Consider the following 26839-nt stretch of genomic DNA (forward strand, 5'->3'; position numbering starts at 1 on the left):
TTTGATTGGGCCAATGGGAAGTGAACTGACAACTGGCTCTTAGTTTCTTTCTGATTTTCAGGAATTATTCGGATTAAATTTACAAGTAGGTACCCGATAATTTTCAATAGTTTGTCATCCGGTTCATACCAACTGGCCTGGTGGAGGTTAGTTGTTTTTTTGCTAAATAGCGTTTATGGCACATATGAACTATTTAGTTAATTAATGAAAATCAAGTGACTTGAAATCTCACCTGTACAGATGGCAAGTATTTTAAGTAACATAAGCTAATTGGTTTGAGGAGGATATGGGGCCAAAATTGTTGGAATATGGATAGTGCTATCTTTTACGATAGCACTAATTTAAGCAAGTGCTTTTTGGCTTTGTAGAATTTCACTTACAATAAAATTTATCTGGTCTTCTACTAATCCGGTGCATTCTTCGATTTTGTTGTCTATTTTCTTTGTCAACTCTGGATAGTGGTTTTCTACATAAGTGATCTTTTTGTCTACTTCTTTCAGTAGTGGAGACTGGTCTCCCCAGGTTTGATTTCTAGATTCGACGATTAAATCCGGTAGGCCCAGGCCTCTGCCTATAACACCTGCATATTTTTCACTATATGCTAAGGAAATAGCTGGCTTTTTCATGAAGAATGTAGAAACGGCAGCATGCATTCGACCGGTAATGACCATCAAGCTTCCTCCAAGGATTTGTCTGGCTTCAGCTGGCTGGATTGCATTCGTAATGAAAATAAGATTTTCTAACTCATTTGGTTCCATGTTTTTTTCAATTTCTTTGATAACAAAGCGATCATCGGATTTTGCTGGGGCCAAAACGTGTCCTAGGATTACAAATTTGAAATCAGGGAATCGTTTGGTAAGATTGAGAATTAATTTTTTCCAGGTTTTAATGTAGCCTTCTTTATCATCTGTATATTTATGCCATAATCCTGAAGGAACCATGGTGATATACTTATTGGGATGTAGGCTGGGGTAGTTTTCTACGATTTTTCCAAATTCCTTTTGGTATGGCAAAGGCATCATGGCGAGATCCCTGCTTTTTACCAATTTCTTAATGCCCAGGCTTTTGGAAAACTCATAGCTGTTATCATCTCGAGTAATGATACTAATATCTTTGTAGAAGTTTTTAATCATTACCCGTGTGCTACCAAAGAACGGCCCGAAGGATTGACCAGCTAGAATCACCTTACATTTCTTGTTAATGGATTTATAAACCGATCCCTTTAGCAGAGCTCCTTTTTTGTAAGTTTCAGAGAGATCATCACCACCCAATACAATGAGGATATCAAAGTTGTCTGTGATTTTTTTGATAGACTCATCACTGCCGAAAATATAGCGTTTCACTTTGGTGATAGGGGTTAATGTAGTATTGAATAGGGCATCGAATTTTTTCAGATCCTGCACACCCGTTCCTATCTTAAGCCTATCCAAGTTATAATCGTCGCATTCACAGTAAATTTCCGCTTCGGGAAGTAATGGCTTCATCCTACTAATTAAATTCAGTGCCATCATAGCACTACCATAATTTAATGTTTGGGAAATGTGGGTAATAAGTATTCTTGTCTTCATAGTTTATTAAATAATGTCAATGGATCAGTCGTAAAAGGTTATTGGGTCTAAGGGGGTAAGAATAAATGAGGCTTATTGATAATATCAGGTCGGTACAGTCCTGAATGGATATTTGGATGGTCGATTGACTAAAGTCTTTTTGATTGGAATAGGCCTTTTTATTTTTTTTGGTCTACTTGCTTTTACAGCAGATAATAGGAAAATAATTAGTGGAGCAAAGGTAAACGTACCAATAAACCTTCCCGGCACTAATACGATCAGTAGCATGACTAGGAGCGGGTAGAATACCTGCTGGTTTTCCGCATTCATTTTATTATTTCCAATAACGAAGTAATGAAGGAAGAAGACTAGAAACAGAAGCATTCCGACGAGTCCTGTGCTATAAAATAGCATGTTTATGTCACTGTGGATACTCCTTCCATGTCCAAAGTTCTTGATCCCGAAGTCAATGGTGTCAAACAGCTGGATTCCAAAAAATAACTCGAGAGGATCCTCACTGTTTTTAAAGTGTTGGTAGAGAAAAATTGTTTCTAAATACCTAGGTTCAGTTTCTGCATAATTATCCACCTCTGTAATTCGTTCTCTTTCTGCTAATTGTGCGTTTAGTTGCTGCTGGTATAATGGATATGTTAGGATCATAATAGCTAATAGGGCCACTACCACCATTGCAAGTTTAAAGACTACCTTTCTGTTGAGTATGGCATAGGCAATGATGGCAAATGCTAACATGCCTACAGAAGTCCTTCTGGTAATCACTACCAAAAATATGATGTTTAGCGTGATGAAAGAAATATCTATGGTACGCAGAAATAGTGAACTACTTTTACTTTCAAGAACATAATGAATAGAAATAAAAATTATGATTGGCGCAATATACATTCTGGAAGTACCCAAAAAACCGGTTGTAAAACTTCCTCCATACACAGCTTCTCCAATATGAAGCACATTGGCCATAATGAGGTACAGAGGGATAGCAATAAGCATAAATCTGTTATACGGCTCAAACTCCTTTATAAAGTCTCTTTTTGATCCGAAAAAATTTCCGACCATTACCATGCTCAATGAAATAATGAGGGCAAAGGCAGTTTTGGCTGATAAAATTAAGTTTCCCGGATTGAAGATTAAAAGTGCAGTAATATATAATGTTATGAGCATAAACACCCAATCTCCCTTTCTAAAAGCTTTGTTGGCTACGATGTATGCTATTACCATGACTAACGGTAGAATGTACCGGATGGCGGCAAATATCTTTAAATCTTTGTAAAAGCCATCGAACATATCAAATACCAAGTAGAAAACCATCAAGGCATAGATGAAATTCTTCTGGTCAAAGATGAAATAGCCGATAAGGATGAGGGATAAAAGAATAAGGATCATGATGCTGACTTGTTTGACTGGGCGACTGCTTGTTTATAGCCTAAAATCAATTTCTTTATGAAATTGGGTGTTCTGTTCAGGAGGTAAAGTTTTTTCCATGAATGTTCAACTTCTGGATAATCATTGATATACCTAAAGTCTTTTTCTATTTTCCTGCTTTCTGATAAATGACCTCCCCAAGCATACCGTTTGCCTTTCAGAATGGCTTTCATGGCTATATACTTGTTTGCATCATTATTGTTTTTTTGATAAAGATCCTGCCAAGCTTCCTTACAATTGTCTTTTTTATTGCTTCTGTGTACAATAGACTGGTCCTGTTTAATGTAGATGGTAAGCGCATCTGGGTGGAAGGCTACAGGGTATTGAAGGGCGATTTTTGCCCATGTGTACACGTCTTCTCCTGATATCATCCCGACTGGAAATCCCCCAACTTTATCAAAGACATCTTTCCGTACAATTGTTGCACTGGTCCAAGCGATGACATATTTGAGAGATGTTTTGAAATAATTCTCTATAATGCCTCTTTTGATATCATGGTTCATATCATAGGATTTTCCTCTATAAATAGTCGAGTGGGCGCAATTATACATTCCAGCTTCAGGAAACTCTTTTATGAGTTGGGCCATTACTTTAAGATAATTTGGCTTCCATAAGTCATCGGCATCCATAAAGGCGATATATGCATTGGTGGATTTATCGATTCCGTAATTTCTGGCATCAGAAACGCCGCCATTTTTTTTGTGAAATAGCTTGATCCTTTCGTCTTTAATTTCCTCTACTTTTTCGACACTATTGTCGGTAGAACCATCGTTTACAATTACTATTTCAAAATCCGTATAGGTCTGTCCCTGGACAGAGGCTAAGGTTTGGATGATGTTTTCTGCTTTGTTATATAAAGGAATGACTACACTGAACATGGATAAGTTCGAATTAGAATGAAGGATATAAAGTTCTTATTGAAGGTCTTCCCTAGATAGAGCTTCGCCCCGTCAGTCCCATCTCGTAGAACCTAGTAGGGATGTTTGGTTTGATTTTTTTTAAGGAGCTGCATTCAGAAGTGCAGCTCCTTGGTATTTAATTTGAAAAAGGACGAACACCATTGGGGGGGTAGGACTGCGGTTATACTGCAGCTCTCCCACTTCCTCCTTTGAGTATTTTATTGATCATACTGGACTTATTCTTGTCATCAGAATAATATCCATAGCCATACCCACCGTAGTTAAGTTCTCTAGACGGTACATCATTGAACACCGTGTATATATTTCTAAAACCTTTCTTATCCTTTAGGCTATTAATGTCTTCTATAAAACCGTAATTGCTATAGTTATGTCTGATTACACATAATGTGACATTGACCAATTTTAATACCGCCAGTGTCTCGCTGGTGAGCCCTATTGGAGGAGTGTCGAAAATAATCACATCATATTTTTCTTTCAGTTCGCTGATCATGGCCTCAAACTGGCTTCCAATGAGCAGTTCGGCAGGATTGGGAGGTGTAGGTCCTGCTACCATCAAGTCTAAATTTGGGTAAGGGGATTTTTGTATGACAGCATTTACGTCATGTACCTGCTTACTGAGGTAGGTAGAAAGTCCCACGGAATTACTTACGTTAAAGTCATTGTAAAGCTTTGGTTTGTGCATGTCACAGCCTACAAGTATGGTTTTCTTTTCAGCAATGGAATATGCAGAAGCCAAGTTTATAGACGTGAAACTTTTTCCTTCCCCAGCGATGGATGACGTGATCGCAATGGTGATCTTTTCATCCTTCGGAACGATAAATGTCAGGTTGGTTCGTAACGACCTGAACGCCTCGGCAATGGAAGACTTATTCTTGTTAAGTACTACTAAGTTGTTTTTATTCCTGTTATGGCCAACAGAGGTTAAAACCGGATTGTTGAGTTTTGCTTCCAGTTCTTTTCTGTCTTTTACATTTACATTGGTGAAAATAAATATACTGATGATTAACACAGGAAGAATAAAACCCAAGGCAATTCCTATGATATAATTAGTTAGCGGTTTAAGTGGAAGAGGTATATATGAAGGCTTGGCACTTTCCATGATTTTGTCAGGAGCCGTGGTAGAAACCATTGATATGGCCGCTTCAGCCCTTCTTTGCATCAGAAAGGTATAGATATTTTCATTTAGTGTAAATGACCGCTGAATTCTCAAGAGGTCTTGCTCTGTAGATGGAAGCTTTTTAAACTCACCTTCCAGTTTGTAAAGCCTGTTTTGTAAACTAGATACCAGTCTATCGGAATTGCTGATCGTGTTTTTTAACACTTCATTGATAGACTTATTGAGGTCTTCTATCTTTTTGCTGACTTCCCTTACATTTGGAGAAGAGGCCGTTTGGGTGGCCAAGTACTGAGAGCGTTCTGACTGAAGAAGGATGAGATCTTGAATTAATTTGTTCAATATCGGGTCTTCTATTCCTATACCAGACGGGAGGATAATATCACTGTAGTCCTCTTTCGAGAGGTAGCTCTGTAGATTTTTATAATATTCGTTTTTGAAATTTTCCTGATTCAATTCAGATTCGAGTTCTGTGATCTTTTGGAATATGGAGCTTCCTTCTGTGCCGATATTATAGGTTTTGTTTTGACTTCTGAAAGACTGGAGCCGGTTCTCTATGGTCGATAAAGTGTCCGATACGCCATTGATTTGGTTATCGATAAAGTCCACCGTCTTCCTTGCTTGATGGTTTTTCTCCTCTAGCGAATTGTCCAGAAAAGTCTCCAACAGCTTGTTTACATAGTCGCTGCCTTTTTCTGGTACCGTAGTGATCAGGGATATGTTAAGGATGGAACTCATGGCATCCATAGGTGCGATGGTGAGGTTTTCCCCTGTATATTGCGCTAGTAAGCTTTTTCTGTTTCTAAGCGTTACTTTGATTGATCCCGGGGTGTTAGTTTCTATTGGGATTACTTTGATTCTGGCATGTGCCGTTTCTATCCACCTATTGAAGGGAAATGCCTTAGGTGTTGTATTAATTTCGATTGGAGTTAATTTCCCATCACTTGGAGTTTCTAAGATATATTCAGGACTGATATAACTAAGCACAAAATTTTCGGAGTTTTTCCACTCGATTTTGAACTTGTTTTCAGTCAACTGAGGGTGGTTCCAGTCCACCTCTACTTTAACTGGAGCGGATTGATAGATTTCTTGATCCTTGAAAGTCTCCTCTTCGAAGTATTCTACATCGAAATCCATCATGTTGAGAACTTCATTGGCCAAGTTATAGGACTTTAGTTGGTGTCCGTCATTGGCCATTTTGTTTATCAAGGAGTTGCTGTATTCCTGAGGTAGGTTGGTCAGATTGAGTATATTGCCTCTTTGTGCATCTTCCTCAATCAGCAATTTTCCACTAACCTTATATTCTGAAGGCTGGGTTTGATTATAGAAATAGGCTGCTGTGCCAAATAAAACCATCGATAAAACGATGATAGGCCAGAATCTCAAGTACTTTGAGAACAGTCCCTTGAAGTCAAAAGTATCATTACTTCCCTCAGTATAGTATTCGAAATCGTTGTTGCTCATGGTGATAATAATTTAGTTGTTATTGGAGGCATTATATATCAACACGCCAAGAGTAAGGGTGGTGACTAGTAACTGGAAGGTTTGGACGAATGTAGCCCCGGTTCCAAGCTCCCTGACTTTCATTGGCTCTGCGTATATGAGGTCATTTGGGTGTAAAAAATATAAATCAGACTCCATGATCCGTTCATCCAAGAGGTTGATTTTGTATACCTTGGATCCTTCGGGATACTGTCTTATAAGCGTGACTTTATGTCTGTTTGCTACTGTAGTCATTTCTCCGGCATTTGCAATGGCCTCGAATATGGTTACTCTGTTTTGCAGAATGGTGTACTTGCCAGGATTATTAAATTCCCCCAAAGCGCTGTATCGCATGCCGCCTAACCGAACCCTAACGAAGTAATCGGCTTCTGAATTGACATACTTTTTTACTTCGTTTTCCACTAATGTTTTTGCTTGTTCTGCTGATAGCCCTACCACTTTTAGTTTACCGATGACAGGTAATTCGATGAAGCCATTGTCATCGATGGTGTAACCAGTCATAAAGTAGACATCTCCACCGTTTGCGACTCCTCCTCGCATGGCATTGTTATTGGAAGCGGCGTCGTTATCATTAAACAGCAAATTCAGCTCTGGACTCGTCGTTCTGACATTCACGTCCAGCACGTCGTTTAATTGCAGTTTATAGTCCGCATATTTGTGGACTTTTAAGTCACCTCCAGTGGCGACAAGCTGATCTGAATTCTGCTCCTGCATATAAATTAGTTTCTTATTGGATATACAACTAAAGGATAGCAGGGTGATCAAGCAGAAAATCGTAAAATTTCTTATTTGTTTCATTGTATTTAGGTTGGATAGTATCTGTAAAAGTTTTGTCCGTTAACAATGCTTAAAGGTAAAAAAAAAATATTCGATAAAGCAATTTTAAATTAAAAAAAATGATGTTTATATACATAAAAAAGTTGAAGGCTGTTTATAAGTGTGCTTTAACGTAGTTTTTTTGCATTTTGTAACTGAGAGAAAAGTGCCTTTGAAATGTATTTAAAAGCGAATATTTCGTGGCATTTTTTAATTCTTATGTACTTTTGAGGAACGTAAACGGGAAACCTGATGAGCAAACCTGATTTTGATGATATTTTTATGGAATTGGCCGTTAATTTGGCTAAAAGATCACATTGTATTAAGAAACATGTAGGGGCTGTATTGACCAAGGAGACGAGGATTATATCAATCGGGTATAATGGACCACCGTCGGGCACGCATAATTGTGACGAGGAATTTCCCGAAAGTGGATGTAGCAGGGATAGTAAGGGGAGCTGTTCCCTGGCCATTCATGCCGAGCAGAATGCTATTCTCTATGCCGTGAAAAATAATGCTTCCGTAGAAGGATCTACTTTATATGTGACGTTGGCGCCCTGTCTGGCCTGTGCCAGGATCATATACAGCATGGGAGTGGCCAAAGTAGTCTACATGTATTCCTATGCCGAATATAAGGGCTTGCCTTTTGATGAAGGAGTAGAATTCCTGAAGAAATTTGGTGTAGAGGTAGAGCATTACGAAAAGGAGATTATCCACGAAGACCATCTGATCTAGATAAAATTGACCTCTGGATGTAGATCAATGTCAAATCGATCCTTGACGTCTCTTTGGATTTTTTCTGCCAGGGCTTTGATTGCTGCTCCATCACCATCACCATAGTTTACCAGTACGAGCGGTTGGTTTTTATGGACACCTATATTGCCAAAGGTTTTGCCTTTCCATCCTGCTTTTTCCAGCAGCCAAGCGGCAGGAACTTTTACCCCGTTTTCCTGGGGATATGAGGGCACCAAGGGATAGTGATCTTTCAGCTGCTCAAATTGTGATACGGATAGCACGGGATTTTTGAAGAAGCTGCCGGCGTTGCCCAGTTTTAGAGGATCTGGAAGCTTTTCCTGTCTGATTTGGATGACGGCATCACTGACATCCTTAAGTGTATAGGCTCCATTTGCCAATCCCTTGGCCTCCAATATAGACTGGATGGCACCATAACTTACATTGAACGTTGGTTTTTTGTTGAGCTTATAGACTACATGGGTGATAATGTATTGGTCACGGGCTAGATTCTTAAAAATGCTTTCCCGGTACCCAAACTTACATGCTTCCTTTTCGATAGTAACGGTATCTAGGCTGGACCTGTGGACTGCTTTCAAGTAGTCAAAGACTTCTTTGATTTCTACACCGTAAGCACCGATGTTTTGCATAGGTGAAGCACCCACTGTGCCAGGGATAAGGGAAAGGTTCTCGATACCAGCCCATTGCTTATTGATGGCATGGATTACAAAATCATGCCAAACCTCACCGGCTCCGACCTTCACCCAGATTTGTGCATCATTTTCCTTGATGACTTCGATACCTTTGATATTGATTTTTATAACAAGCGCGAAGATGTCTTTTGTCAATAGAACATTACTTCCACCTCCAAGGATAAAGACGGGAATGTTTTGGTCATGGGCGGCTCGAAGCGCTTCTTTTATTTCTTCTATTGAATTTACTTCTACAAAAAACCTGGCCTTTTTATCAATTTGAAAAGTGTTGTATGGCTTTAAAGAAATGTTTTCTTGTATATTCATGGATGATAGTTACTTGTTCAATTTGGTAAGATAACACGATTATTGGTGTAACGAACAAAATTGAATATTGATTTGGTATTGCAATTGCTTTTGCGAAATAAATAATATTTTAAAAATAAAGAAACGAGATTCCAAACAAAGATTACAGTTAGTATGAAAGAAATGATTATAAATGGCATTCGAATCAGACCTGGACAATCCATCAACATCGAAATTGCCATTGCTAGATTGCCTACCCATACCTTGATTGATTTGCCGGTGTTTATCCGCAGGGCAAAGGAGGATGGACCAGTAGTATTGATAAGTGGAGGGGTCCATGGGGATGAAATCAACGGAATCGTAGCAGTAAAGCGGATGCTAGAAGAGGAACTTTTGCAGCCAGTGAGGGGCACGATCATTTATATACCGCTAGTCAACGTGTATGGTTTCCTGAGCAATAGCAGGACGTTTCCCGACGGAAGAGACCTGAACAGGAGCTTTCCGGGCAATAACAAAGGATCCCTTGCTTCGCAGATCGCTTATATTCTTACCAATGAGATTATCCCGGTCATAGATTATGGAATTGATATCCATACTGGTGGACGTATGCTGGGAAATCACCCTCAGGTAAGAGTGGATTTTAAGGATAAGGTAGGGATGGAAATGGCCAAGGCTTTTGGTGCCAGGTTTGTGTTAAATTCTTCCCATATCGATAAATCGTTCCGGAAGGAGGCCTTTAAGCGAAAGAAGCATATATTGGTATATGAAGGAGGGGAGTCGATGCGATTGGATGAATTTTCAATTGAAGAAGCCATTAAGGGAACTAAAAGAATGCTTAATTACCTAAGAGTGATCGATGAGGATATTCCCATGGACGAGCCGGTTATCATTAAGGAGAGCTCCTGGACCAGGGCCAAGATCTCTGGTATTTTTACGCCTGTTGTTCAGATTGGAGATGAAGTGAAGAAGCGTCAGGTTTTGGCACGTATTTCGGACCCTTATGGTCAGGTGAAGGTTCCCGTAAAGAGTAGTTCCAATGGTTATATAGTAGGCTTGAATAATTCACCGGTAGTAAATGCCGGGGATGCATTGTTTCACATAGGAAAAGATTAATTTGGGGATCATTGCATAAATACATTTAAACGCAATAGGCACCATTTTTGTAAACATAAGAAGATGACTTTTAAAGACTATATTCAGATTCGAGAAAGAAGTGAGCACCTTTGTTCCCATCTGGAAACAGAGGATTTTGTGATTCAGGCAGCAGAAGAGGTAAGCCCCGCCAAATGGCACCTTGCACACACGAGTTGGTTTTTTGAAACATTTGTACTCAAGCCTTACCTTCCGGATTATAAGGAATTTCATCCTGATTTCAGTTTCTTTTTTAATAGCTATTATAATGCTGTCGGAGCGCGGACTGTCAGGAACCAGCGTGGACTGATGACCCGTCCTACCACTAAGGAAGTGTTTGACTATCGAGCGTATATTGACCAACAGATGAAAATGGTTATTGAGCGAGATTTGACTGCGGGAGTAGAAGAGACTATCCTGCTTGGCCTTAATCATGAACAGCAGCACCAAGAGCTTTTGCTTACGGATCTGAAATACAATCTTTGGTTAAATCCATTACTGCCGGCAGTGGTGAACATCAAGGAGTATCCCAAACAAGATGAAAGAGGCTGGGTAAAAGTAAAAGAGGCCATCTATGAAATTGGGCATGAAGGAAAAGGCTTTTGTTATGACAATGAGTGTGCACGACACAAGGTGTATCTTGAAGATTTTGAAATCGCTTCACAGCTCGTATCCAATAAGGAATATTTGGATTTTGTAAATGCTGGAGGTTATGAAAAGCCTGATTATTGGCATTCTGATGGATGGGCTTGGGTACAGCAAGAGGGAGTCACCACTCCATTGTATTGGCTACTTGAGGATGAAGCAGCATATTATTATACACTGGATGGGAAAAAGGAGCTCGACTTGGATGCTCCTTTGGCGCATGTGTCCTTTTATGAAGCAGCAGCCTATGCAGAATGGGCTGGATGCCGGTTACCAACAGAAGCAGAGTGGGAGGTGGGCAGCAAGAAGTTTTCTTGGGGAGAACGGTGGGAATGGACCAATTCAGCTTATCTGCCCTACCCACGGTATCAGAAAGCTCCTGGTGCCATAGGAGAGTATAATGGTAAGTTTATGATCAATCAGATGGTGCTCCGTGGCGCATCCGTGGCCACTTCACCGGGGCATTCCAGAAGTACTTACCGTAATTTTTTCCATCCGCAATACCAATGGCAGTTTACCGGAATCAGATTGTGTAAGAAATAAAACCCCGACCTTTTATGGAATATACCCTTAAGACTGAAACTGAGTTTGCCAAGGATGTTCTGACCGGGCTCAGTGCCTCCCAGAAACACCTTTCCTCCAAATACTTTTATGACCAACGTGGGGACAAGTTATTCCAAAAAATCATGCATCTACCCGAGTACTATCTTACCAGAAAGGAATTCGCTATTTTGGACAGGTATAAGGATGATATACTGGCCAGGGCCATGATGGCACCGTGTTTTAATCTCGTGGAGATGGGAGCAGGGGATGGGCTGAAAACAAAAATATTGATCAACCACTTGCAGCAGGAAGGAGCTGATTTTACTTATTTTCCAATTGATATTTCAGGGACGGTGCTGGATGAGCTTAAGGCTGATCTTCAGCAGTCTTCTACTTCCCTGGATGTACAGCCTATTGTAGGTACCTACAAGCGTGCGTTGGAGGTGAAAAAGTGGGAAAATGATCATCCTACACTATTACTTTTTTTGGGAGGGAATATCGGAAACTTTAATTACGAACAAGCAGTCACCATACTTCGCAACATCGCCGAGTCACTGAAATCTGGAGACTATCTTTTGATTGGCTTTGATTTAAAGAAGGATCCGGACATTATCTTGCAGGCATATAATGATGCTGACGGTGTTACCAGGGATTTTAACCTTAATGTACTTGCCAGGATCAATAAAGAACTTGGAGGAGATTTTGACCTGACCAAATTTAAACACTGGCCGATGTATGACCCCGCCACTGGAGAATGCAGAAGCTATTTGGTGAGCACGCAAAGCCAAAAGGTATGCATTAAAGGACTGAATAGGGAGTTTTATTTTGACAAAGCTGAGGCCATTCATACAGAGATTTCTAAAAAATACAGCCATCATGAACTGGAGGTATTGGCAGGACAAAGCGGTTTTGTCGTGGTCCAAGATTTTGAAGATCAGGATCATTACTTTACCGATAGCCTGTGGCAGAAGCGATAGGGGACGTTGCTTCTTGTATTCATGATGGTTACCTTCGCGATTCGATAAAAAAAATCACCTCATGAAAAGCAAGCCTTTTACCTATTTATTCCAAGTGCAGTATCTTGGTTTCCGATATCACGGTTGGCAGAAACAACCGGGGGTTAAGACCATCCAGGAAATGCTTGAAAGGAGTTTTAAAGGTTGGTTGGGGCATGGGGAATTTAAGCTTCTAGGTGCAGGTAGAACAGACGCAGGTGTTTCCTGTATCCAAGGTGCCTTCGAGCTTTTTTCTGCCTATGATGAGCAGCTGGAGGGGATGGTAAAAGGAGTGAATGCCTTTCTTCCTGATGATATCCGGTTATTGTCTGCAGCACCCATTGGGCCGGATTTTAACATCATCCAAGATGTTAAAGAAAAGGAATACCGTTATTATTTTTCTTTTGGGGCTAAGCCTCACCCTTTTTCAGCTCCCTATGTAGTGGTATTTCCTGAAGTCCTTGATATTCCATTGATCCAGGATACTGCCAAACTTTTTGAAGGCCTGAACGATTTCAGGAATTTTTGTACCAAACCAAAAGCTGAAGCGGTTTTTAGTAGAGAAATCGTTGCATCATCGGTGACGGCATTTAAGCAGGCAGCATCGGAATGGGAGATTCAGCCAGCAATATATTGCTTTAGTGTGAAAGGCAAAGGATTTATGAGAAACCAAGTGCGGTTAATGATGGGAACACTCTATGATCTGGGGCGTGGAAGGTTACATAGGGATGAATTGCAGGAAGCGTTGGACGGAAAAAGGGGTGTCTTTCCCCTAAGTGAAAAAGCTCCGGCCCGAGGATTGGTATTGCAGAAGGTACTGTTTTAAACCCGGAATATGCATTAGCCTATCTATTGCGACCCGATATTGCTTCAAAATCAGCCGCTACGCTTTAGTTTTCGGTTTTACCTGGTGGCCAGACAGGGTACACTGTAGTGGTGCTACGCTCACACCTCCGAACCAACTGATTTTCTTATACTTTCAGTTCTTCCTGACATCCGACAGCCTGTCCCGAAGGATTTCGGGAGGACAGACTACGACGATTCCAAATGCATAAACCGGGTTAAAAAAAGAGGAAATCGCATAAGCCAGTTTAATTGACATGCTGACGGTAGAAAGAAGCTTATAACTGGATTTGACGAAAATGATTGTTAGATTTCTTCTTTGGTCGAAATGGCAACTCATCCCAAAGGGATTCCTATGGGATGAGATCACCTGTCAAGTTATTGGGAAGTGACTTATTCAAAGAACTTTTTAAGCCCCTCGATTTTCTCAGCCAAGGAAGCTTCTACTTTTCTGTAGGCTTCTCGGTTTGGAAGGCTCTCGTTCACTGAAATATAGTATTTGATTTTTGGCTCCGTCCCAGATGGACGAGCAGAAATCTTACTGCCATCTTCCAGATAGAATTGGATGACATTGCTTTTGTCCAAGTCGAGGTCCTCTTCTGTTCCTTCTGCGATATTGTATAGTTTGCTTTCTTTTACATCGACTACTTTGACCACTTTGATGCCATTGATGGCTTCCGGCCTGTTGGTCCTAAAACCGTGCATCAGCTGTTGGATCTGCTCGGCACCGTCCTTGCCTTTCTTGGTGACTGAAATCAGCGACTCTTTGTAGAAACTGTATTCTTGGTAGATTTCGGCAAGGACGTCAAAGAGTGTCATGCCTTTTTCTTTATAGTAAGCTACTGCTTCTGCTAGCATGGCACAGGCAGAAACGCCGTCTTTGTCCCTTACGGCATCGCCCACTAAGAAACCATAACTTTCTTCTCCACCGCCTACAAACTGCTTTTTGCCTTCAAGTTCACGGATGATGGCCGCGATGTTTTTAAAACCTGTCAATACTCTGTAACAAGGGATATTGAATCCATGACAAATTTCCTCAATCAGCTCGGTGGTAACAATGGTATTTACCATGAATTGCTCTCCGGTAAAGAGGCCATGTTCTCTCCATTGGTTCAGTAGGTAATAGGTAAGGATGCTGCCTGTTTGGTTGCCATTGAGCAGTTCATATTCACCTTTTTCATTGGGAATGGCAGCGGCATAGCGGTCACCATCAGGGTCACAGGCAAGGACCAGTTCAGCATTGACTTCTTTTGCAAGCTTCAGCGATAAGCTAAGGGCTTCAGCCTCTTCGGGGTTAGGGTAGACCACTGTGGGGAAAGTCCCGTCTGGCTGCTCTTGTTCTTTTACGACATGAATGTTCTCAAAACCGAACGTTTTAAGGGCAGCGGGGACCATTTTTCCTGAAGCGCCATGGATAGGGGAAAACACGATGCACATGTCCCGCTGGTTAAGAATCGCTTTGGGGGAAAGGCTGAGTTTTTTGATATCATTCAGATAGGTCAGGTCCATCTCTCTACCAATGTACTCGATAAGCGCATCATTCTTGTCCCATTTTACATCATCTATGGATTTGATTTTCTGTACTTCCATGATGATGTTTTTGTCATGAGGCGCCACGATCTGTCCGCCATCTTCCCAGTAAGCTTTATATCCATTATATTCCTTTGGATTATGGGAAGCAGTGATCATCACACCGCTTTTACAACCATAGTGTCTGATCGCGTATGACAGCATGGGCGTAGGACGCATCTCTTCAAAATACTTTACCTTGATGCCATTGGCGGTAAGGACATTGGCCGTAGTCTCTGCAAAAAGCGTGTTGTTAATCCTGGAATCATGGGTGATGGCTACTTTGATTTCTTCATCAGGAAAACAGGCTAGCAAGTAATTGGCCAAACCCTGTGTGGCCATTCCTATCGTGTACACATTCATACGGTTTGAACCAATCCCCATTACACCGCGAAGACCGCCGGTTCCGAACTCTAGGTCCTTATAAAAGGAATCTATAAGTTCTGACGAATCTGATGCGTCTAATAACTGTTGGATTTTGGTTTTGCTGTCTTGGTCAATGTTGCTGTTTAGCCACGATTGGGCTTTGCTAATAATGGATGTGTCTGTCATGTTTAATAAAAAGCTTAAAATGAAATTCTAATTTAAGCATTATTGCGTTTAATGCCACTTCAGGTGATTGGAGATAGTGAAAAAGTAAAAAAACTTTTACTTTTTGTACATCACTGGTCATTCTTTAATGGTAAATCTACAGATTACCTCTTAATTCTTGTTCTCGCTCGATGGCTTCAAATAGTGCCTTGAAGTTGCCTTTCCCAAAGGATTTAGCTCCTTTTCGTTGAATGATCTCATAGAAAAGGGTGGGGCGATCTTGGACAGGCCTTGTGAAGATTTGAAGTAAATATCCCTCTTCATCACGATCTACAAGGATGTTCAGTTCTTTTAACGGTTCAACTGACTCATCTATTTTGCCAACGCGGTCAATTAAGTTTTCATAGTAGTTTTCAGGAACTTTCAGGAATTCCACCCCACGCTTGCGCAGTTCACTTACGGTGGAGATGATATCATCGGTGGAGATGGCAATATGCTGCACGCCTGGGCCATTGTAGAAATCAAGGTATTCTTCGATTTGGGATTTCTTTTTGCCTTTTGCTGGTTCGTTGATGGGGAATTTGATATATCCATTCCCATTGGAAACGACTTTGGACATTAAGGCAGAGTATTCTGTGGAGATGTCTTTGTCGTCAAATGTTACCAGAAGGTTGAACCCCATAACTTTTTCATAAAAGGCTACCCATTCGTCCATTTCCCCCCAGCCTACATTTCCTACGCAGTGATCGATGTACTGGAGCCCTACTGGAGGAGTGCGGATGCCCGTTACTGCCTTATAGCCTGGCAAAAATGGCCCATTGTATTCTTTACGTTCCACAAAGGTGTGGAGTGTTTCGCCATACGTGCATATGGAGGATAGTTTTACGGCCCCATTGGCGTCTTGGATGACCTTAGGAAGTTCGCGGCTGACGGCTCCCCTTGAAGTGGTTTCTTCCCAGGCTTTTTCCGCATCGTCCACGCACAGCGCTAAGACTTTGACTCCATCTCCATGTTTGGAGACATGTTTCGCAATTGGATGGTCTTGGGTTAATGCAGTGGTAAGCACTAGCCTGATCTTGCCTTGTTGGAGCACATAGGATGCACGGTCCCTCACTCCCGTTTCTGGACCAGCATATGCTGCAAGTTGGTATCCAAAAGCAGTCTGATAGTACATGGCAGATTGCTTGGCGTTTCCCACGTAAAACTCCACATGGTCAGTACCGTTTATCGGAAGAAAGTCAGCATTCATAATTTTAAGGGTTTTGGGTTTATATATTGTTCACTATAAACAAATATAACGTTTTAAAGATGTAATTAACAGTGGAAAAGGTGTTTGAAAAAAGGCTGTCTATCGATTTTAATTTGGTGTTTTTGTGGCAAGCATTCTGGAATTTTGAAATTTAGTATTGGGTGGTGAGAATTTGTAAAAATAAAATCATGAAGATGTTTTTTAAGATTATAAGAAATACTTTTTAAGGGAAATAAGAATCGCGCTTTCTTTTTGGAAACTCTCAGTGGATTATCTAATTTCATGTTTCATTTGAAAATCAAGTAACATAATAATGGATTTAAATAAGTTAGACAAGGACCTAACCGCTATTGTAGAGAAGAGGATCGAGCTCAGTAAGTTGACCTATGCAGATGAGGATTATGATGATATCGAAGAAGCGATGCATGATCTGGAAGATGACTTTAACGAGGAGTATGGTGACGAATTAGAGGGAGAACTGGAGAAAATTTATGATAAGCTAGACTCAGATACAGATATTTTGCTTCCTTCTGCCTATCTGGCCAATAAATACACCCCTATGCTGCCTGATGCGAAGGGAGTTATTTCTTATGAGGTAAAAGGAAAAGAGGGCGTGCCGATAGAATCGGAGCAATTTGATGGTCAAGATGTGCGTATCATCATCATTCCGAATCCTACGCGCTTCGTGATGCAGATCAATGGTGTTCCGATGAAGGACTTGTGGCGATCTCGATAAAAAAAAACAAAAAAAAGCCGAACAGCACTAACCGCTGTTCGGCTTTTTTATGCATGCTAAAGTGGTAAAAGGGCCCCATTTAGGAAATCATTTTCAATTTGGTGACGCTTGCCATTTACTGTTATTGCAAAACTTTTATGTGTTGGATTTGGCGAGGTCAGGGTAAGTCCAGAAGAGGATTTTATGAAGTATACGGGCACGTCAACTGAAATGGTCATTTGGTCTATGGTGAAATTTTTATTGGGAGACCAGATAACCCCTGCCAAAGCACCGTCTTCGAATTTGATCACTTGTAAGTCTTCCGAATTGCTTATTACTGACCAAAAAGGTTGGTGGTGTAGTTGTTCCGCTGCTTCCAAGGATGGTACATCCGCAACATAATAATCGAAATTGCCTTTTTGCTGCTTGATATAGGGGAGAAATACTTTTTTGCTATAAGAATCTTCTCCTTTATACTTAATGTTGATGTCTCCCCAAGAACCTTTGTTTTCGGTTAATTTTACCCCTAGTGTTTGAGCGGAAGATGAGCCGTAGCACAATCCGTCATGGTAAACCCATCCTGTGGCGGTGATGTCATAATCACCGCTAGCAGGGAAAATTTTCTCGCCTGATTTTACCCATCCAGTCCAAAGGGATTGATCAAGGGAAGTTATGGATTCTTTTTGTGATGATTGGAGGTTTGTTACTAGTGCTACCATGACGTTTTTATACGTAAACCACGCTTTTCGAGCAGAAAGCGCGGGGTTGCCGTCTTTATCTTCCAATTCATAATCCATGACCGCCACGCCCATACCATTTGCAGAAAGGCTTCCTGTAAATGGTTTTCTGTGGTATCCTTCTGTTCCTTCCACATAGGTAAATCCCGGTATTAAATTCCAATCCCAAAATGGCATTAGGTTAAAATATTCCATTCCATTTTTCAGGAAATAAGTATTGCCATAGTTCATAAATTCCCCTTTACGGTTTTCTCCATTGATGCTTTCAGCTGGTAGGTTTCGATCGGAGAGCATTTTGATGAAAAAACTACCGTTTTCAGAATGATGGGTGAGGATATCCGATTTATAAAAAGCCCTGGATCCTTTGGGAGTAATGGGCAGAGGACCGGTAAGGCTCTTCGAAATGGACTCGTATGGAGTAGGGTTTTCAGAATCGAGATCTTTTAGAAAATTGACTGTTTCTATGGATACGGTTTCTTTCAAAGCATTTTTTCTGCTACAAGCCCTGTCAATAGTAGGAGGGACAGTGTATTCTCCCCTAGCCATCCACCACATTCCTTCTGTAAGGAATTTTCGCAAGATGTCGACTTTTTCTTGTGGGAATGCCAGAGATGTGCCATCCATCTCCCAGGCTAATCTGGCACTAATCTGCAGGTATGCACCACCATAACTGAATTGCTGGAGACGTTCCTTATGGTGGTAAAAACTAAAATCTTCCTGAATACCTGAAGGTGCACCAATTTGGATTTCATTCACAATTCGGGAAATAGCATCTTTGGCCTTTTCTTCATCATCGACAAGAAGGGCATAGTGGAGGACATTGTCTGCGAGCCATATCAAGTTAGCACCTGCTTTATAAATTTTGATCTTCGAAGTGTATTCTAAAATATTCTGATAATTGGCAGTGGTGAGCTTATTGCCAAGAAGAATGGTTGTGTTGAGCAGTGATCTAGGAATGGACACTTGCATGGGAAACCAATTTCTGTTAACATAATTTTGGTTCAGCCAATGATCCAATGAAAGGTTGATGATATGTATGAGTTCATTATCTTCAAAGTAATCAGAGTTTTGATCGAAATATGCGTAACTGAGGTAAGAGGTGCGATAAATATGGGAAGTGGGATCCCAGCCCGTTTTATCAGTGTCCTGATAATTTAGGTCCTTCCATTTTCCAGTACTTTTATCAAATCTATTGATAATATTAGACACATTATTGTCCTTAACGGTGTTTCGGAGTAGGATTGACCGATATTTTTCCAGTATGAGATCTCCTTCTTTGGATCTATTGGCATCCGCAAAAAAAGAGAACAGGCACAAAAGAGAGAGTAGGGTGAAGTGTTTCCAAGTTAAAAGCATAGTTAATATGTGAAATTCATGCAAACCTATTTAGTACTACTAAGATAGTTTGTTTGTGACTTGATTTTACTGGCTATTTCCGCTGAGAAGGCAATGGCTCCCCTTCGATTTAGGTGATTAGGATCATTATAGTAGTCCTTGTTTTCTGTAAATTCATCAACATTCAAGTAATCTAGGAAGACAATGTCATCCCTACTTTTGATATATGTTATCGATTTAGATGCAATAACCTTTTCTTTATAGTTAGGAGAAGCGACAATATAAACTTGGGTTCCTTTTTTCTTCAGTGAAGTGATAAGTTCGTCAAGAAGCTTGACGTATTCAGGGTTTAGTTCTTGGGTTTCGCTAATAATCCGTTGATTATAGTTCTGGGGTCCTAATTTACCATTTTTAGGTTTCCAGCCGTTTTCTTCAACTTTTCCATCCACACCTTTTATAGCATAAGGCCTGAGTAGGTAGTAATATGATGAGTTGTAGGCATAGAGATTAGAGTAATTTAGGTATTGTTCTGCATAAGATTTATTATCTACCACACTTCTTATGGCTGGGTGCTCCGTGTAAAATGGTCGTAATAAACCTGCAGCTCTGTCAAAGAACGGGACTTGGTCCTCTCTATTTTCCAAAAACAGGCCTTCTATATTAATGATGGCTATCTTAGGAGCATGTCTTTGGGTAATGGCCTTGTTCATGGCGTACATAAATGGCAGGCTCTGCCCTCCTCTTCCTGCGTTCCAGCAGGTAAGGCCTAGAGAATCTTCAAAAACCTGTGGACAATAGTTGCTTTCTCCTCTGGAGCTCCCATAAATGATAATATCTTCATTACATTCGTTAAGCGTATAATCAATTTTATAGAATCTTCCATCTGGACTGTTTTTTAAAGTAGCATCCAAAATCATCCCTGCTAAAACGTCTACAATGAGGAAGCTTGCTATAATGATGGCCATGTTTTTAATTAATTTTTTCATCGCACCAATTTTAAAATTGAAAGTAGATAAACTGACTATTGTCAAATACACCGAAGGTGGTGATAAACATCATTAGAACCACTATGGTCGCATACCGGACGATAGGGCTTCGATGGTAAAGAAATTGGTAATCGGGTTTGAATTCCATGACATAATCATGAAGCATTAGAAGGGAGAGTCCCATGAGTCCAAATATGAAAATTCCTTTGTCTCCAAAATAAAGTCCTGATCCTTGAAAGGTGATGATCCTTTCAAGTACGGTCATGGCATCAGTGACTGAAGGTGCCCTGAAAAACACCCATGCCAGACATGTAAGTGAAAAGACAACTATCCAATTGACCGCTTTTGGAAGCTTAAACTTAAGTACGTATTTTTCCATTATCTGATAAAAACCGTGGAGTGCTCCCCAAATGATATAGGTCCAGTTGGCACCATGCCAAAAGCCACTGATGATAAAGGTAGCCATGAGATTTAATCCTGAATGAAAACGGCCTTTCCGGTTCCCTCCCAATGGAATGTAAACATAGTCCCTGAACCAAGTAGAAAGGGAAATGTGCCACCTGCTCCAAAAAGACTTAAAGGATGTCGCAAAGTAGGGGCGTTGGAAGTTGTCCATCAAGTGGAAGTCAAATAGTTTGGCACAACCAATGGCTATCAGGGAATATCCTGCAAAATCGCAGTAAATCTGGAATGCAAAGAATGCGTGGGCAGTGAAAAGCGTCAACCAGGAGTGCTGGTCTAACAGAACATAAACATCGTCCACGTAGATCGCCAGACGGTCCGCAACAACTACTTTCATAAATAGTCCCCAAAGCATTAGCTTACCACCTTGTGATACCATGTCATAGGAGAAATTCCGCTTTCTTGAAAATTGGGGCAGCAAGTGACTCGCCCTTTCTATCGGACCTGCGACAAGCTGGGGAAAGAAGCTGACAAAGGTAAAAAAGGCCACAATGTCCTTTGTGGGTTCTAATTTCCTCTTGTAAATGTCTATGGTGTAACTTAGGGTCTGAAAGGTATAAAAACTGATTCCTACCGGCAATATGATGTTAAGCCTGCTGGATTCCAATGGTTTCCCTAAAAGGGTAAAGGCTTCATTTAAACTATCAAGGAAGAAATTGAAGTATTTGAAATAGCATAGAAAGCCGATGTTGATTAAAATGCTTAGAAAGAGAAGCGCTTTTCGCCTAGATTCATTTTGACTTTTATGTAGGTTTAACCCAATGGTATAATCTACAATTGAGCTGAAGAAAATCAAAGACAAAAACCTCCAATCCCACCACCCATAGAAAAAGTAGCTGGCCAGAAGTAACCAGATGTTTTGGCCTTTTACTGTGTTTTTAAGAACTAGCCAGTAAATGAAAAACACAATTGGCAGGAAGAATGCAAATTCAATGGAGTTAAAAAGCATTTTGTTGATGGCTTTAAACGGAGAACAAATATGTTACAACAAATATATAAAAAATGTATTTTAAAATAAAAAAAATGTATTTTAAATAATTATAAAAGTATTAATGCTACCGCAACGGTATATTAGTGGACGTTTAAATGACGAAGGGCGTATTGCAACTTGGCCAGTACCAGAGGTTGGGAGGTTACACCTGCCTGCCTTTTCCAGATAGGTAAGCAACTACTGATTCTTGATTTGAGACAATCAGGGGAGTCCGCAGAAATTTATTTTGGAAAAGAAAGTGGGTAATCAATTAAAAAAAAGACCGGGGTTTTAAGCCCGGTCTAAAGACCTAATTTATAAAGTAACTCATTTGAAGTATCCATTTAACCCAGCTTTAATGCCGTTTAGTTAAGAGCAGACAGTAACAAAGCTGAATAGCCTGTCCCGCATGACTATCGGTGACACACGTAATCTAAACGGCATTGATTTCAGGTTTAAAGTTGATCATGGAGTGAATGATATTGAAAGAATAGAAAAAGCTAATCCCACACAGGCTATGGCTACGACTAAGCTTCAGGATAGGCATAGGCTTTAATGTCACTTCTTACTTGTACCCCAGTTTTTCCCTGACCCGGTTTAGTGTATTTTGCGCTATTTCCCGGGCTTTGGCTTCTCCTTCTGCCAGCTTGGCATCTAGTTCATCGAGGTTGTTCATATAGTAATCGAAGATTTCGCGCTCCTGCTTATATTTCTCCATGATCAATTCCAGAAACTCTTTTTTTGCATGTCCATAACCAAAGTTTCCGCCGAGGTACTTTTGACGAAGAGCCTTGGTCTGTTCTGCTGTTGCGACCAAACTGTAGAGCCTGAAGACATTACAGGTGTCAGGGTCTTTGGGTTCTTCGAGGGGAGTGCTGTCTGTAACGATACTGTTGACATTTTTCTTTAGCTGTTTGGCCGGTAAAAAGATGTCGATATAATTATTATAGGATTTGCTCATCTTTTGGCCATCTGTCCCTGGGATGATCATGACATTTTCATTTACCCTGGATTCTGGCAAGGCTAAGATTTCCTCTTCCATCCTGTGATTAAATGCGCTGGCAATATCCCGCGTCATTTCCAGGTGTTGGAGTTGGTCTTTGCCGACAGGCACAATGTCTGCATCAAAGATCAAAATATCCGAAGCCATCAGCACAGGATAGGTGAAAAGACCTGCATTTATATCAGAGAGCTTGTCGGACTTATCCTTAAAACTATGGGCATTTGCCAGCATGGGAAAAGGAGTAAAGCAGCTCAGGTACCAGGTCAATTCGGCTATTTCCGGAATCCTGGACTGACGGTAAAAGGTGGTCTTACCAATGTCCAGCCCAAAAGCTAGCCAGGCAGCAGCCACCGCATGGATATTTTCTTTTCGTTTTACACCATCCTTAATGGTGGTAAGCGAGTGAAAGTCTGCAATAAAAATAAATGAATCGTTATCGTCCCTTTTCGTAAGTTCAATCGCCGGAATGATCGCACCTAGGATGTTTCCCAAATGAGGTCTTCCAGAGCTTTGAATTCCAGTTAATACTCTTGCCATCGATTAATTTTTTGTTGCAAATTAAAGAAAATAGGACACAATTCGCCTGAATTTTACCGTTATTTGTGTGTATGAAAAATATCCTGTTCATACCCATTTATTTACTTATTTCTGTTGGTTTCTCCTTACCTGTTCATGCTCAGTCGGTTGTGGACTCTCCGCTGATATGGGAAAGACAAAAAGCCTCACTAGGTTCTGTCATGGAAGAATATGGAAAAGTTACCACCGAGTTTTTTGTGGTCAATGACGGGACATCACCAGTGATCATTGAGGGAGTGGAGACGGATTGTGGCTGCACCACCGTGGATTTTATCACCGATACATTGCTGCATAACCAAATTGGAGCCATCAAAGTTGATTATCAGCCTACTGGTTTTGGTGGAGCCTTCGAGAAAAAGGTGGTAGTGAAAACCAACATCAATCCTGCAGGTGATACCCTCCATCTGGAAGGGTTCAATATACCTTACCCAGAGAATGTGGCGTCCTATTACGATTATAAAGTGGGAAATCTTGGCTTTAGGTTTAGTTCTATCAATATGGGAAACGTCTTTACCGATGCGCCAAAGGTGAAATATGTGGACTTTTATAACTTTAAAGACCTTCCAATTACCTTGGATGAAGCCCATAGTGGGTTACCCTCACATGTGAAAATCAATATGATCCCTGCCATCGTTCCTGCAAAATCACGAGGCTTGCTGGCCATTCAGTATGATGGGACAGAGAAAAATGACCTTGGATTCTTTGATGAAGAGGTTGCTTTTCAGATAGAATCCAGCGGTAATGAGGGAGTTGCGCTGAGACTGCTGACAACAGTACAGGAGTACTTTGCGCCGGTCGCAAAAAGTGAGGTTAATCAGGTACCGCGGCTTGGTGTCTCAGAAGTGGAGGTAGACCTGGGGAAAATTTCCAGTAAAGAGCTGGTCCACCATGAAATTACACTTAGCAACATGAGCCCAGAGCCAGTTAATATCCGTAAGGTCGTGACCAATTGTGAATGTATGCAGTTCGACTTGCCCACCTATGACTTGGCACCAAGAGAAAAGACCACTTTGAAGTTGACTTTTGATCCGTCAGACAGGCTTGGTATAGACCATAAAATGGTGACGATATTTAGCAACGATCCCTTGAATCCCACCCGGACCATAGTAGTGAAAAGTAGGATTGACTAGCCCTTTTACTTAAAAGCCGGGATTCCTGTAATCTCATTTCCCAATATCAATAAGTGAATGTCGTGCGTGCCCTCATAGGTAATAACCGATTCCAGGTTCATCATGTGACGCATGATGGGATATTCTCCGGTGATTCCCATTCCTCCATGGATCTGCCGCGCCTCACGAGCGATGTTCAGGGCCATGTCCACATTATTTCGTTTGGCCATGGAGATTTGTGCGGAAGTGGCTTTGCCTAGTGTCTTTAATGTGCCTAATCGCCATACCAACAGCTGGGCCTTAGTGATTTCAGTAAGCATTTCGGCCAGTTTTTTCTGAACTAACTGAAAAGAAGCAATCGGCTTGTCAAACTGAATACGTTCTAAGGAATATCGCTTAGCAGATTCATAGCAGTCCATAGCTGCTCCAATGGCCCCCCAGGCGATTCCATACCTGGCAGAGTCCAGGCACATCAGTGGTGCACTGAGTCCTGATTTTCCCGGCAAGAGATTTTCCTTTGGGATTTTTACATTGTCGAAAACCAGTTCACCGGTACAGCTAGCACGAAGCGACCATTTGTGGTGGGTTTCGGGAGTGGAGAAACCTTCCATACCCCTTTCTACGATAAGTCCATGGATCCGATCATTTACATCTTTGGCCCAAACTACAGCGATATCTGCATCAGGCGCATTTGAAATCCACATTTTGGCGCCATTCAGCAAATAGTGATCGCCATTGTCTTTAAAGTGTGTTTGCATGCCGCCGGGATTGGAGCCGTGGTCTGGTTCGGTAAGGCCAAAACACCCTAGCCATTCGCCGGAAGCCAATTTAGGTAAATATTTCTTGCGCTGTTCTTCACTTCCCATGGCATAGATAGGGTACATGACCAGAGAGCCTTGAACCGAAGCAGTGGAACGCATACCTGAATCGCCACGTTCGATTTCTTGCATGATCAGTCCGTAGGATATATAGTCCAAGCCTCCGCCTCCATATTCGACAGGGATTTGTGGTCCAAAAGCACCAACATCACCAAATTTTGGTACAATTTCGGAAGGGAAATGGGCGTTTTGGGACCAATCTTCGATGTAAGGGGATATTTCTTTTTTGACAAAGTCCCTTATGGATTGCCGGATCAGTAAGTGTTCCTCTGTCAGCAGTTCATCGATGCCGTAAAAGTCCACACCTTCAAAGAGATCTTGTTTTGCAGAAGTGTTTTGATCTTGAAATGACGACATATAATTTTGGTTTATTGGGTTTTTAGATGGAATTTTGCACTTTATACTTTGGTAATTATTTCTCTAAAGCTTCTAAAAGATAGCCAAGAAGTTTGAAAAAAAGACAGCGAAGCTGTAAAAAATAAATCCATGAACAAGGAGCAACCATCTAAAGAGATCATCGAGAAAATCCAGTTGTTACATGAAAAGTATAAGGCTTCTGGTCAAGACATGCTTTCTTACTTAGAGGGGTTATTGTATGCAGATTACCTTACTTACTGGGACTATATCAATCTCGACACACTACTGACCTTACAGCAGCCAAGAACCTCCTTTAAGGACGAAAAAATCTTTATCATTTACCATCAGATTACGGAGCTTTACTTTAACCTGATCATATGGGAGCTTGAGCAAATATGTGAAAAAGATGATATGAATGCTGCCTTATTGAAACAGCGTTTGGAGCGGATTATCATGTATTTTGACCAGTTGATCTCTTCTTTTTCGGTCATGTGGAAGGGGATGGAAAAGGATCAGTTCCTTAAATTCAGGATGTCACTATTGCCATCCAGTGGGTTTCAGAGTGCCCAATATCGTATAATTGAAATCATGTCTACCGAGATACAGTATCTGGTGAACCTCCAGGAAAGAGAAGATTACAGCGATATTAACCTCACTAATGTAGACAGTCTTTTTGATATCCTATATTGGCAGTTTGGTGCCAAGGAGCTTGCAACTGGTGAGAAAACCCTTACCTTGAAGACATTTGAAGAAAAATATGGAAAGCAGCTAAAGGAACTGATCCTAAAGTATAGAAAGAAAAACTTGTGGAAGATCTATCAGCACTGTCCTGAAATTGATGATGAGCTGACCGACCTGATGAGGATGTTAGACCTGAAGGCAAATGTCTATTGGCCTTTGGCACATTATAAATCGGCTGTACGTTATCTTCATCGGGCACCTGCTGACATTGCTGCCACTGGAGGGACCAATTGGCAGAAGTACCTTCCCCCACGTTTCCAAAAAGTGGTATTCTATCCTGAGCTTTGGACCGAGAAGGAAATTGAGGAGTGGGGAAAAGGATGGGTGGTCAAAGAAATCTTTGGTCAGGAAGAAGCATGATGATTTGCCTGGGTGGTTTATCTCTGGCCGGACTGCC

The 26839-nt window shown here is 41.0% G+C and carries 21 protein-coding genes; 8 read left to right on the top strand and 13 right to left on the bottom strand.

Annotated features, from left to right (window positions below):
• Window positions 1–341 precede the first annotated feature (341 nt).
• From FKX85_RS14040 to FKX85_RS14060, 5 genes are all read right to left on the bottom strand, one after another.
• Window positions 342–1568 carry a polysaccharide pyruvyl transferase family protein gene (locus tag FKX85_RS14040; protein WP_141615329.1) on the bottom strand — a complete coding sequence of 409 codons (1227 nt, stop codon included), beginning with the start codon at window positions 1566–1568 and terminating at the stop codon, window positions 342–344.
• Between the two features lie 84 nt (window positions 1569–1652).
• Window positions 1653–2945 carry a hypothetical protein gene (locus FKX85_RS14045; RefSeq protein WP_141615330.1) on the bottom strand — a complete coding sequence of 431 codons (1293 nt, stop codon included), beginning with the start codon at window positions 2943–2945 and terminating at the stop codon, window positions 1653–1655.
• Window positions 2942–3862 (bottom strand): glycosyltransferase family 2 protein, encoded by a 921-nt coding sequence (locus FKX85_RS14050; protein ID WP_141615331.1) that lies wholly within the window; start codon window positions 3860–3862, stop codon window positions 2942–2944. Before FKX85_RS14050 ends, FKX85_RS14045 begins: the two co-directional genes overlap by 4 nt.
• 202 nt (window positions 3863–4064) lie before the next feature.
• Window positions 4065–6482 (bottom strand): GumC family protein, encoded by a 2418-nt coding sequence (locus FKX85_RS14055; protein WP_141615332.1) that lies wholly within the window; start codon window positions 6480–6482, stop codon window positions 4065–4067.
• 12 nt (window positions 6483–6494) lie between these two features.
• The gene (locus tag FKX85_RS14060) at window positions 6495–7319 is read right to left on the bottom strand and encodes a polysaccharide biosynthesis/export family protein (protein WP_141615333.1); all 825 of its coding nucleotides are present in this window, start codon (window positions 7317–7319) and stop codon (window positions 6495–6497) included.
• Window positions 7320–7589: 270 nt separating this feature from the next.
• Between FKX85_RS14060 and FKX85_RS14065 the strand changes: the two genes are divergently transcribed.
• Window positions 7590–8072 carry a deoxycytidylate deaminase gene (locus FKX85_RS14065; RefSeq protein ID WP_141615334.1) on the top strand — a complete coding sequence of 161 codons (483 nt, stop codon included), beginning with the start codon at window positions 7590–7592 and terminating at the stop codon, window positions 8070–8072.
• On the opposite strand, the gene murB is transcribed toward FKX85_RS14065, so the two are convergent.
• A complete protein-coding gene (gene murB, locus FKX85_RS14070; RefSeq protein WP_141615335.1) occupies window positions 8069–9088 on the bottom strand; it encodes a UDP-N-acetylmuramate dehydrogenase in 1020 nt (339 codons plus the stop codon). The genes FKX85_RS14065 and murB overlap by 4 nt on opposite strands.
• A 153-nt stretch (window positions 9089–9241) precedes the next feature.
• Between murB and FKX85_RS14075 the strand changes: the two genes are divergently transcribed.
• The 4 genes from FKX85_RS14075 (at window position 9242) to FKX85_RS14090 (ending at window position 13207) form a co-directional block, all read left to right on the top strand.
• On the top strand, window positions 9242–10180 hold the full coding sequence (locus FKX85_RS14075; RefSeq protein WP_141615336.1) for a succinylglutamate desuccinylase/aspartoacylase family protein: 939 nt from the start codon (window positions 9242–9244) through the stop codon (window positions 10178–10180).
• 63 nt (window positions 10181–10243) lie between these two features.
• Window positions 10244–11386 (top strand): ergothioneine biosynthesis protein EgtB, encoded by a 1143-nt coding sequence (egtB, locus tag FKX85_RS14080; RefSeq protein WP_141615337.1) that lies wholly within the window; start codon window positions 10244–10246, stop codon window positions 11384–11386.
• 14 nt (window positions 11387–11400) lie between these two features.
• Window positions 11401–12363 (top strand): L-histidine N(alpha)-methyltransferase, encoded by a 963-nt coding sequence (gene egtD / locus FKX85_RS14085; RefSeq protein WP_141615338.1) that lies wholly within the window; start codon window positions 11401–11403, stop codon window positions 12361–12363.
• Between the two features lie 61 nt (window positions 12364–12424).
• The gene (locus FKX85_RS14090) at window positions 12425–13207 is read left to right on the top strand and encodes a tRNA pseudouridine synthase A (RefSeq protein WP_141615339.1); all 783 of its coding nucleotides are present in this window, start codon (window positions 12425–12427) and stop codon (window positions 13205–13207) included.
• Window positions 13208–13617: 410 nt separating this feature from the next.
• Here the strand turns inward: FKX85_RS14090 and FKX85_RS14095 are convergent, their stop codons facing one another.
• Complete coding sequence (locus FKX85_RS14095; RefSeq protein ID WP_141615340.1) at window positions 13618–15345, bottom strand: phospho-sugar mutase; 1728 nt, start codon at window positions 15343–15345, stop codon at window positions 13618–13620.
• A gap of 136 nt (window positions 15346–15481) precedes the next feature.
• Complete coding sequence (gene hppD, locus FKX85_RS14100) at window positions 15482–16573, bottom strand: 4-hydroxyphenylpyruvate dioxygenase (RefSeq protein WP_141615341.1); 1092 nt, start codon at window positions 16571–16573, stop codon at window positions 15482–15484.
• A gap of 313 nt (window positions 16574–16886) precedes the next feature.
• Between hppD and FKX85_RS14105 the strand changes: the two genes are divergently transcribed.
• Window positions 16887–17309: a hypothetical protein gene (locus FKX85_RS14105; protein ID WP_141615342.1), complete on the top strand. Its 423-nt coding sequence runs from the start codon at window positions 16887–16889 to the stop codon at window positions 17307–17309.
• 56 nt (window positions 17310–17365) lie between these two features.
• Here the strand turns inward: FKX85_RS14105 and FKX85_RS14110 are convergent, their stop codons facing one another.
• From FKX85_RS14110 to trpS, 4 genes are all read right to left on the bottom strand, one after another.
• Window positions 17366–19381 carry a polysaccharide lyase family 8 super-sandwich domain-containing protein gene (locus tag FKX85_RS14110; RefSeq protein WP_141615343.1) on the bottom strand — a complete coding sequence of 672 codons (2016 nt, stop codon included), beginning with the start codon at window positions 19379–19381 and terminating at the stop codon, window positions 17366–17368.
• 26 nt (window positions 19382–19407) lie between these two features.
• Window positions 19408–20346, bottom strand: coding sequence for an alpha-amylase family protein (locus tag FKX85_RS14115; protein ID WP_141615344.1), 939 nt, complete (start codon window positions 20344–20346; stop codon window positions 19408–19410).
• Window positions 20347–20356: 10 nt separating this feature from the next.
• The gene (locus FKX85_RS14120; RefSeq protein WP_229239631.1) at window positions 20357–21415 is read right to left on the bottom strand and encodes an MBOAT family O-acyltransferase; all 1059 of its coding nucleotides are present in this window, start codon (window positions 21413–21415) and stop codon (window positions 20357–20359) included.
• Between the two features lie 928 nt (window positions 21416–22343).
• The gene (gene trpS / locus FKX85_RS14125) at window positions 22344–23318 is read right to left on the bottom strand and encodes a tryptophan--tRNA ligase (RefSeq protein WP_141615346.1); all 975 of its coding nucleotides are present in this window, start codon (window positions 23316–23318) and stop codon (window positions 22344–22346) included.
• Between the two features lie 71 nt (window positions 23319–23389).
• Between trpS and FKX85_RS14130 the strand changes: the two genes are divergently transcribed.
• Window positions 23390–24487: a DUF1573 domain-containing protein gene (locus FKX85_RS14130; RefSeq protein ID WP_141615347.1), complete on the top strand. Its 1098-nt coding sequence runs from the start codon at window positions 23390–23392 to the stop codon at window positions 24485–24487.
• Between the two features lie 5 nt (window positions 24488–24492).
• Here the strand turns inward: FKX85_RS14130 and FKX85_RS14135 are convergent, their stop codons facing one another.
• The gene (locus FKX85_RS14135; RefSeq protein ID WP_141615348.1) at window positions 24493–25701 is read right to left on the bottom strand and encodes an acyl-CoA dehydrogenase family protein; all 1209 of its coding nucleotides are present in this window, start codon (window positions 25699–25701) and stop codon (window positions 24493–24495) included.
• 129 nt (window positions 25702–25830) lie between these two features.
• Here FKX85_RS14135 and FKX85_RS14140 point away from each other — a divergent pair, with 129 nt between their 5' ends.
• Window positions 25831–26802 (top strand): tryptophan 2,3-dioxygenase family protein, encoded by a 972-nt coding sequence (locus FKX85_RS14140; protein WP_141615349.1) that lies wholly within the window; start codon window positions 25831–25833, stop codon window positions 26800–26802.
• Window positions 26803–26839: the final 37 nt, after the last annotated feature.

The organism is Echinicola soli (assembly GCF_006575665.1).
GTDB classification, from domain to species: Bacteria; Bacteroidota; Bacteroidia; order Cytophagales; family Cyclobacteriaceae; genus Echinicola; species Echinicola soli.

Bases quoted from the DNA above. Each gene is read 5' to 3' on its own strand.
- FKX85_RS14040 (WP_141615329.1), bottom strand. From the start codon at position 1,568: ATGAAGACAAGAATACTTATTACCCACATTTCCCAAACATTAAATTAT.
- FKX85_RS14045 (WP_141615330.1), bottom strand. From the start codon at position 2,945: ATGATCCTTATTCTTTTATCCCTCATCCTTATCGGCTATTTCATCTTT.
- FKX85_RS14050 (WP_141615331.1), bottom strand. From the start codon at position 3,862: ATGTTCAGTGTAGTCATTCCTTTATATAACAAAGCAGAAAACATCATC.
- FKX85_RS14055 (WP_141615332.1), bottom strand. From the start codon at position 6,482: ATGAGCAACAACGATTTCGAATACTATACTGAGGGAAGTAATGATACT.
- FKX85_RS14060 (WP_141615333.1), bottom strand. From the start codon at position 7,319: ATGAAACAAATAAGAAATTTTACGATTTTCTGCTTGATCACCCTGCTA.
- FKX85_RS14065 (WP_141615334.1), top strand. From the start codon at position 7,590: ATGAGCAAACCTGATTTTGATGATATTTTTATGGAATTGGCCGTTAAT.
- murB (WP_141615335.1), bottom strand. From the start codon at position 9,088: ATGAATATACAAGAAAACATTTCTTTAAAGCCATACAACACTTTTCAA.
- FKX85_RS14075 (WP_141615336.1), top strand. From the start codon at position 9,242: ATGAAAGAAATGATTATAAATGGCATTCGAATCAGACCTGGACAATCC.
- egtB (WP_141615337.1), top strand. From the start codon at position 10,244: ATGACTTTTAAAGACTATATTCAGATTCGAGAAAGAAGTGAGCACCTT.
- egtD (WP_141615338.1), top strand. From the start codon at position 11,401: ATGGAATATACCCTTAAGACTGAAACTGAGTTTGCCAAGGATGTTCTG.
- FKX85_RS14090 (WP_141615339.1), top strand. From the start codon at position 12,425: ATGAAAAGCAAGCCTTTTACCTATTTATTCCAAGTGCAGTATCTTGGT.
- FKX85_RS14095 (WP_141615340.1), bottom strand. From the start codon at position 15,345: ATGACAGACACATCCATTATTAGCAAAGCCCAATCGTGGCTAAACAGC.
- hppD (WP_141615341.1), bottom strand. From the start codon at position 16,573: ATGAATGCTGACTTTCTTCCGATAAACGGTACTGACCATGTGGAGTTT.
- FKX85_RS14105 (WP_141615342.1), top strand. From the start codon at position 16,887: ATGGATTTAAATAAGTTAGACAAGGACCTAACCGCTATTGTAGAGAAG.
- FKX85_RS14110 (WP_141615343.1), bottom strand. From the start codon at position 19,381: ATGCTTTTAACTTGGAAACACTTCACCCTACTCTCTCTTTTGTGCCTG.
- FKX85_RS14115 (WP_141615344.1), bottom strand. From the start codon at position 20,346: ATGAAAAAATTAATTAAAAACATGGCCATCATTATAGCAAGCTTCCTC.
- trpS (WP_141615346.1), bottom strand. From the start codon at position 23,318: ATGGCAAGAGTATTAACTGGAATTCAAAGCTCTGGAAGACCTCATTTG.
- FKX85_RS14130 (WP_141615347.1), top strand. From the start codon at position 23,390: ATGAAAAATATCCTGTTCATACCCATTTATTTACTTATTTCTGTTGGT.
- FKX85_RS14135 (WP_141615348.1), bottom strand. From the start codon at position 25,701: ATGTCGTCATTTCAAGATCAAAACACTTCTGCAAAACAAGATCTCTTT.
- FKX85_RS14140 (WP_141615349.1), top strand. From the start codon at position 25,831: ATGAACAAGGAGCAACCATCTAAAGAGATCATCGAGAAAATCCAGTTG.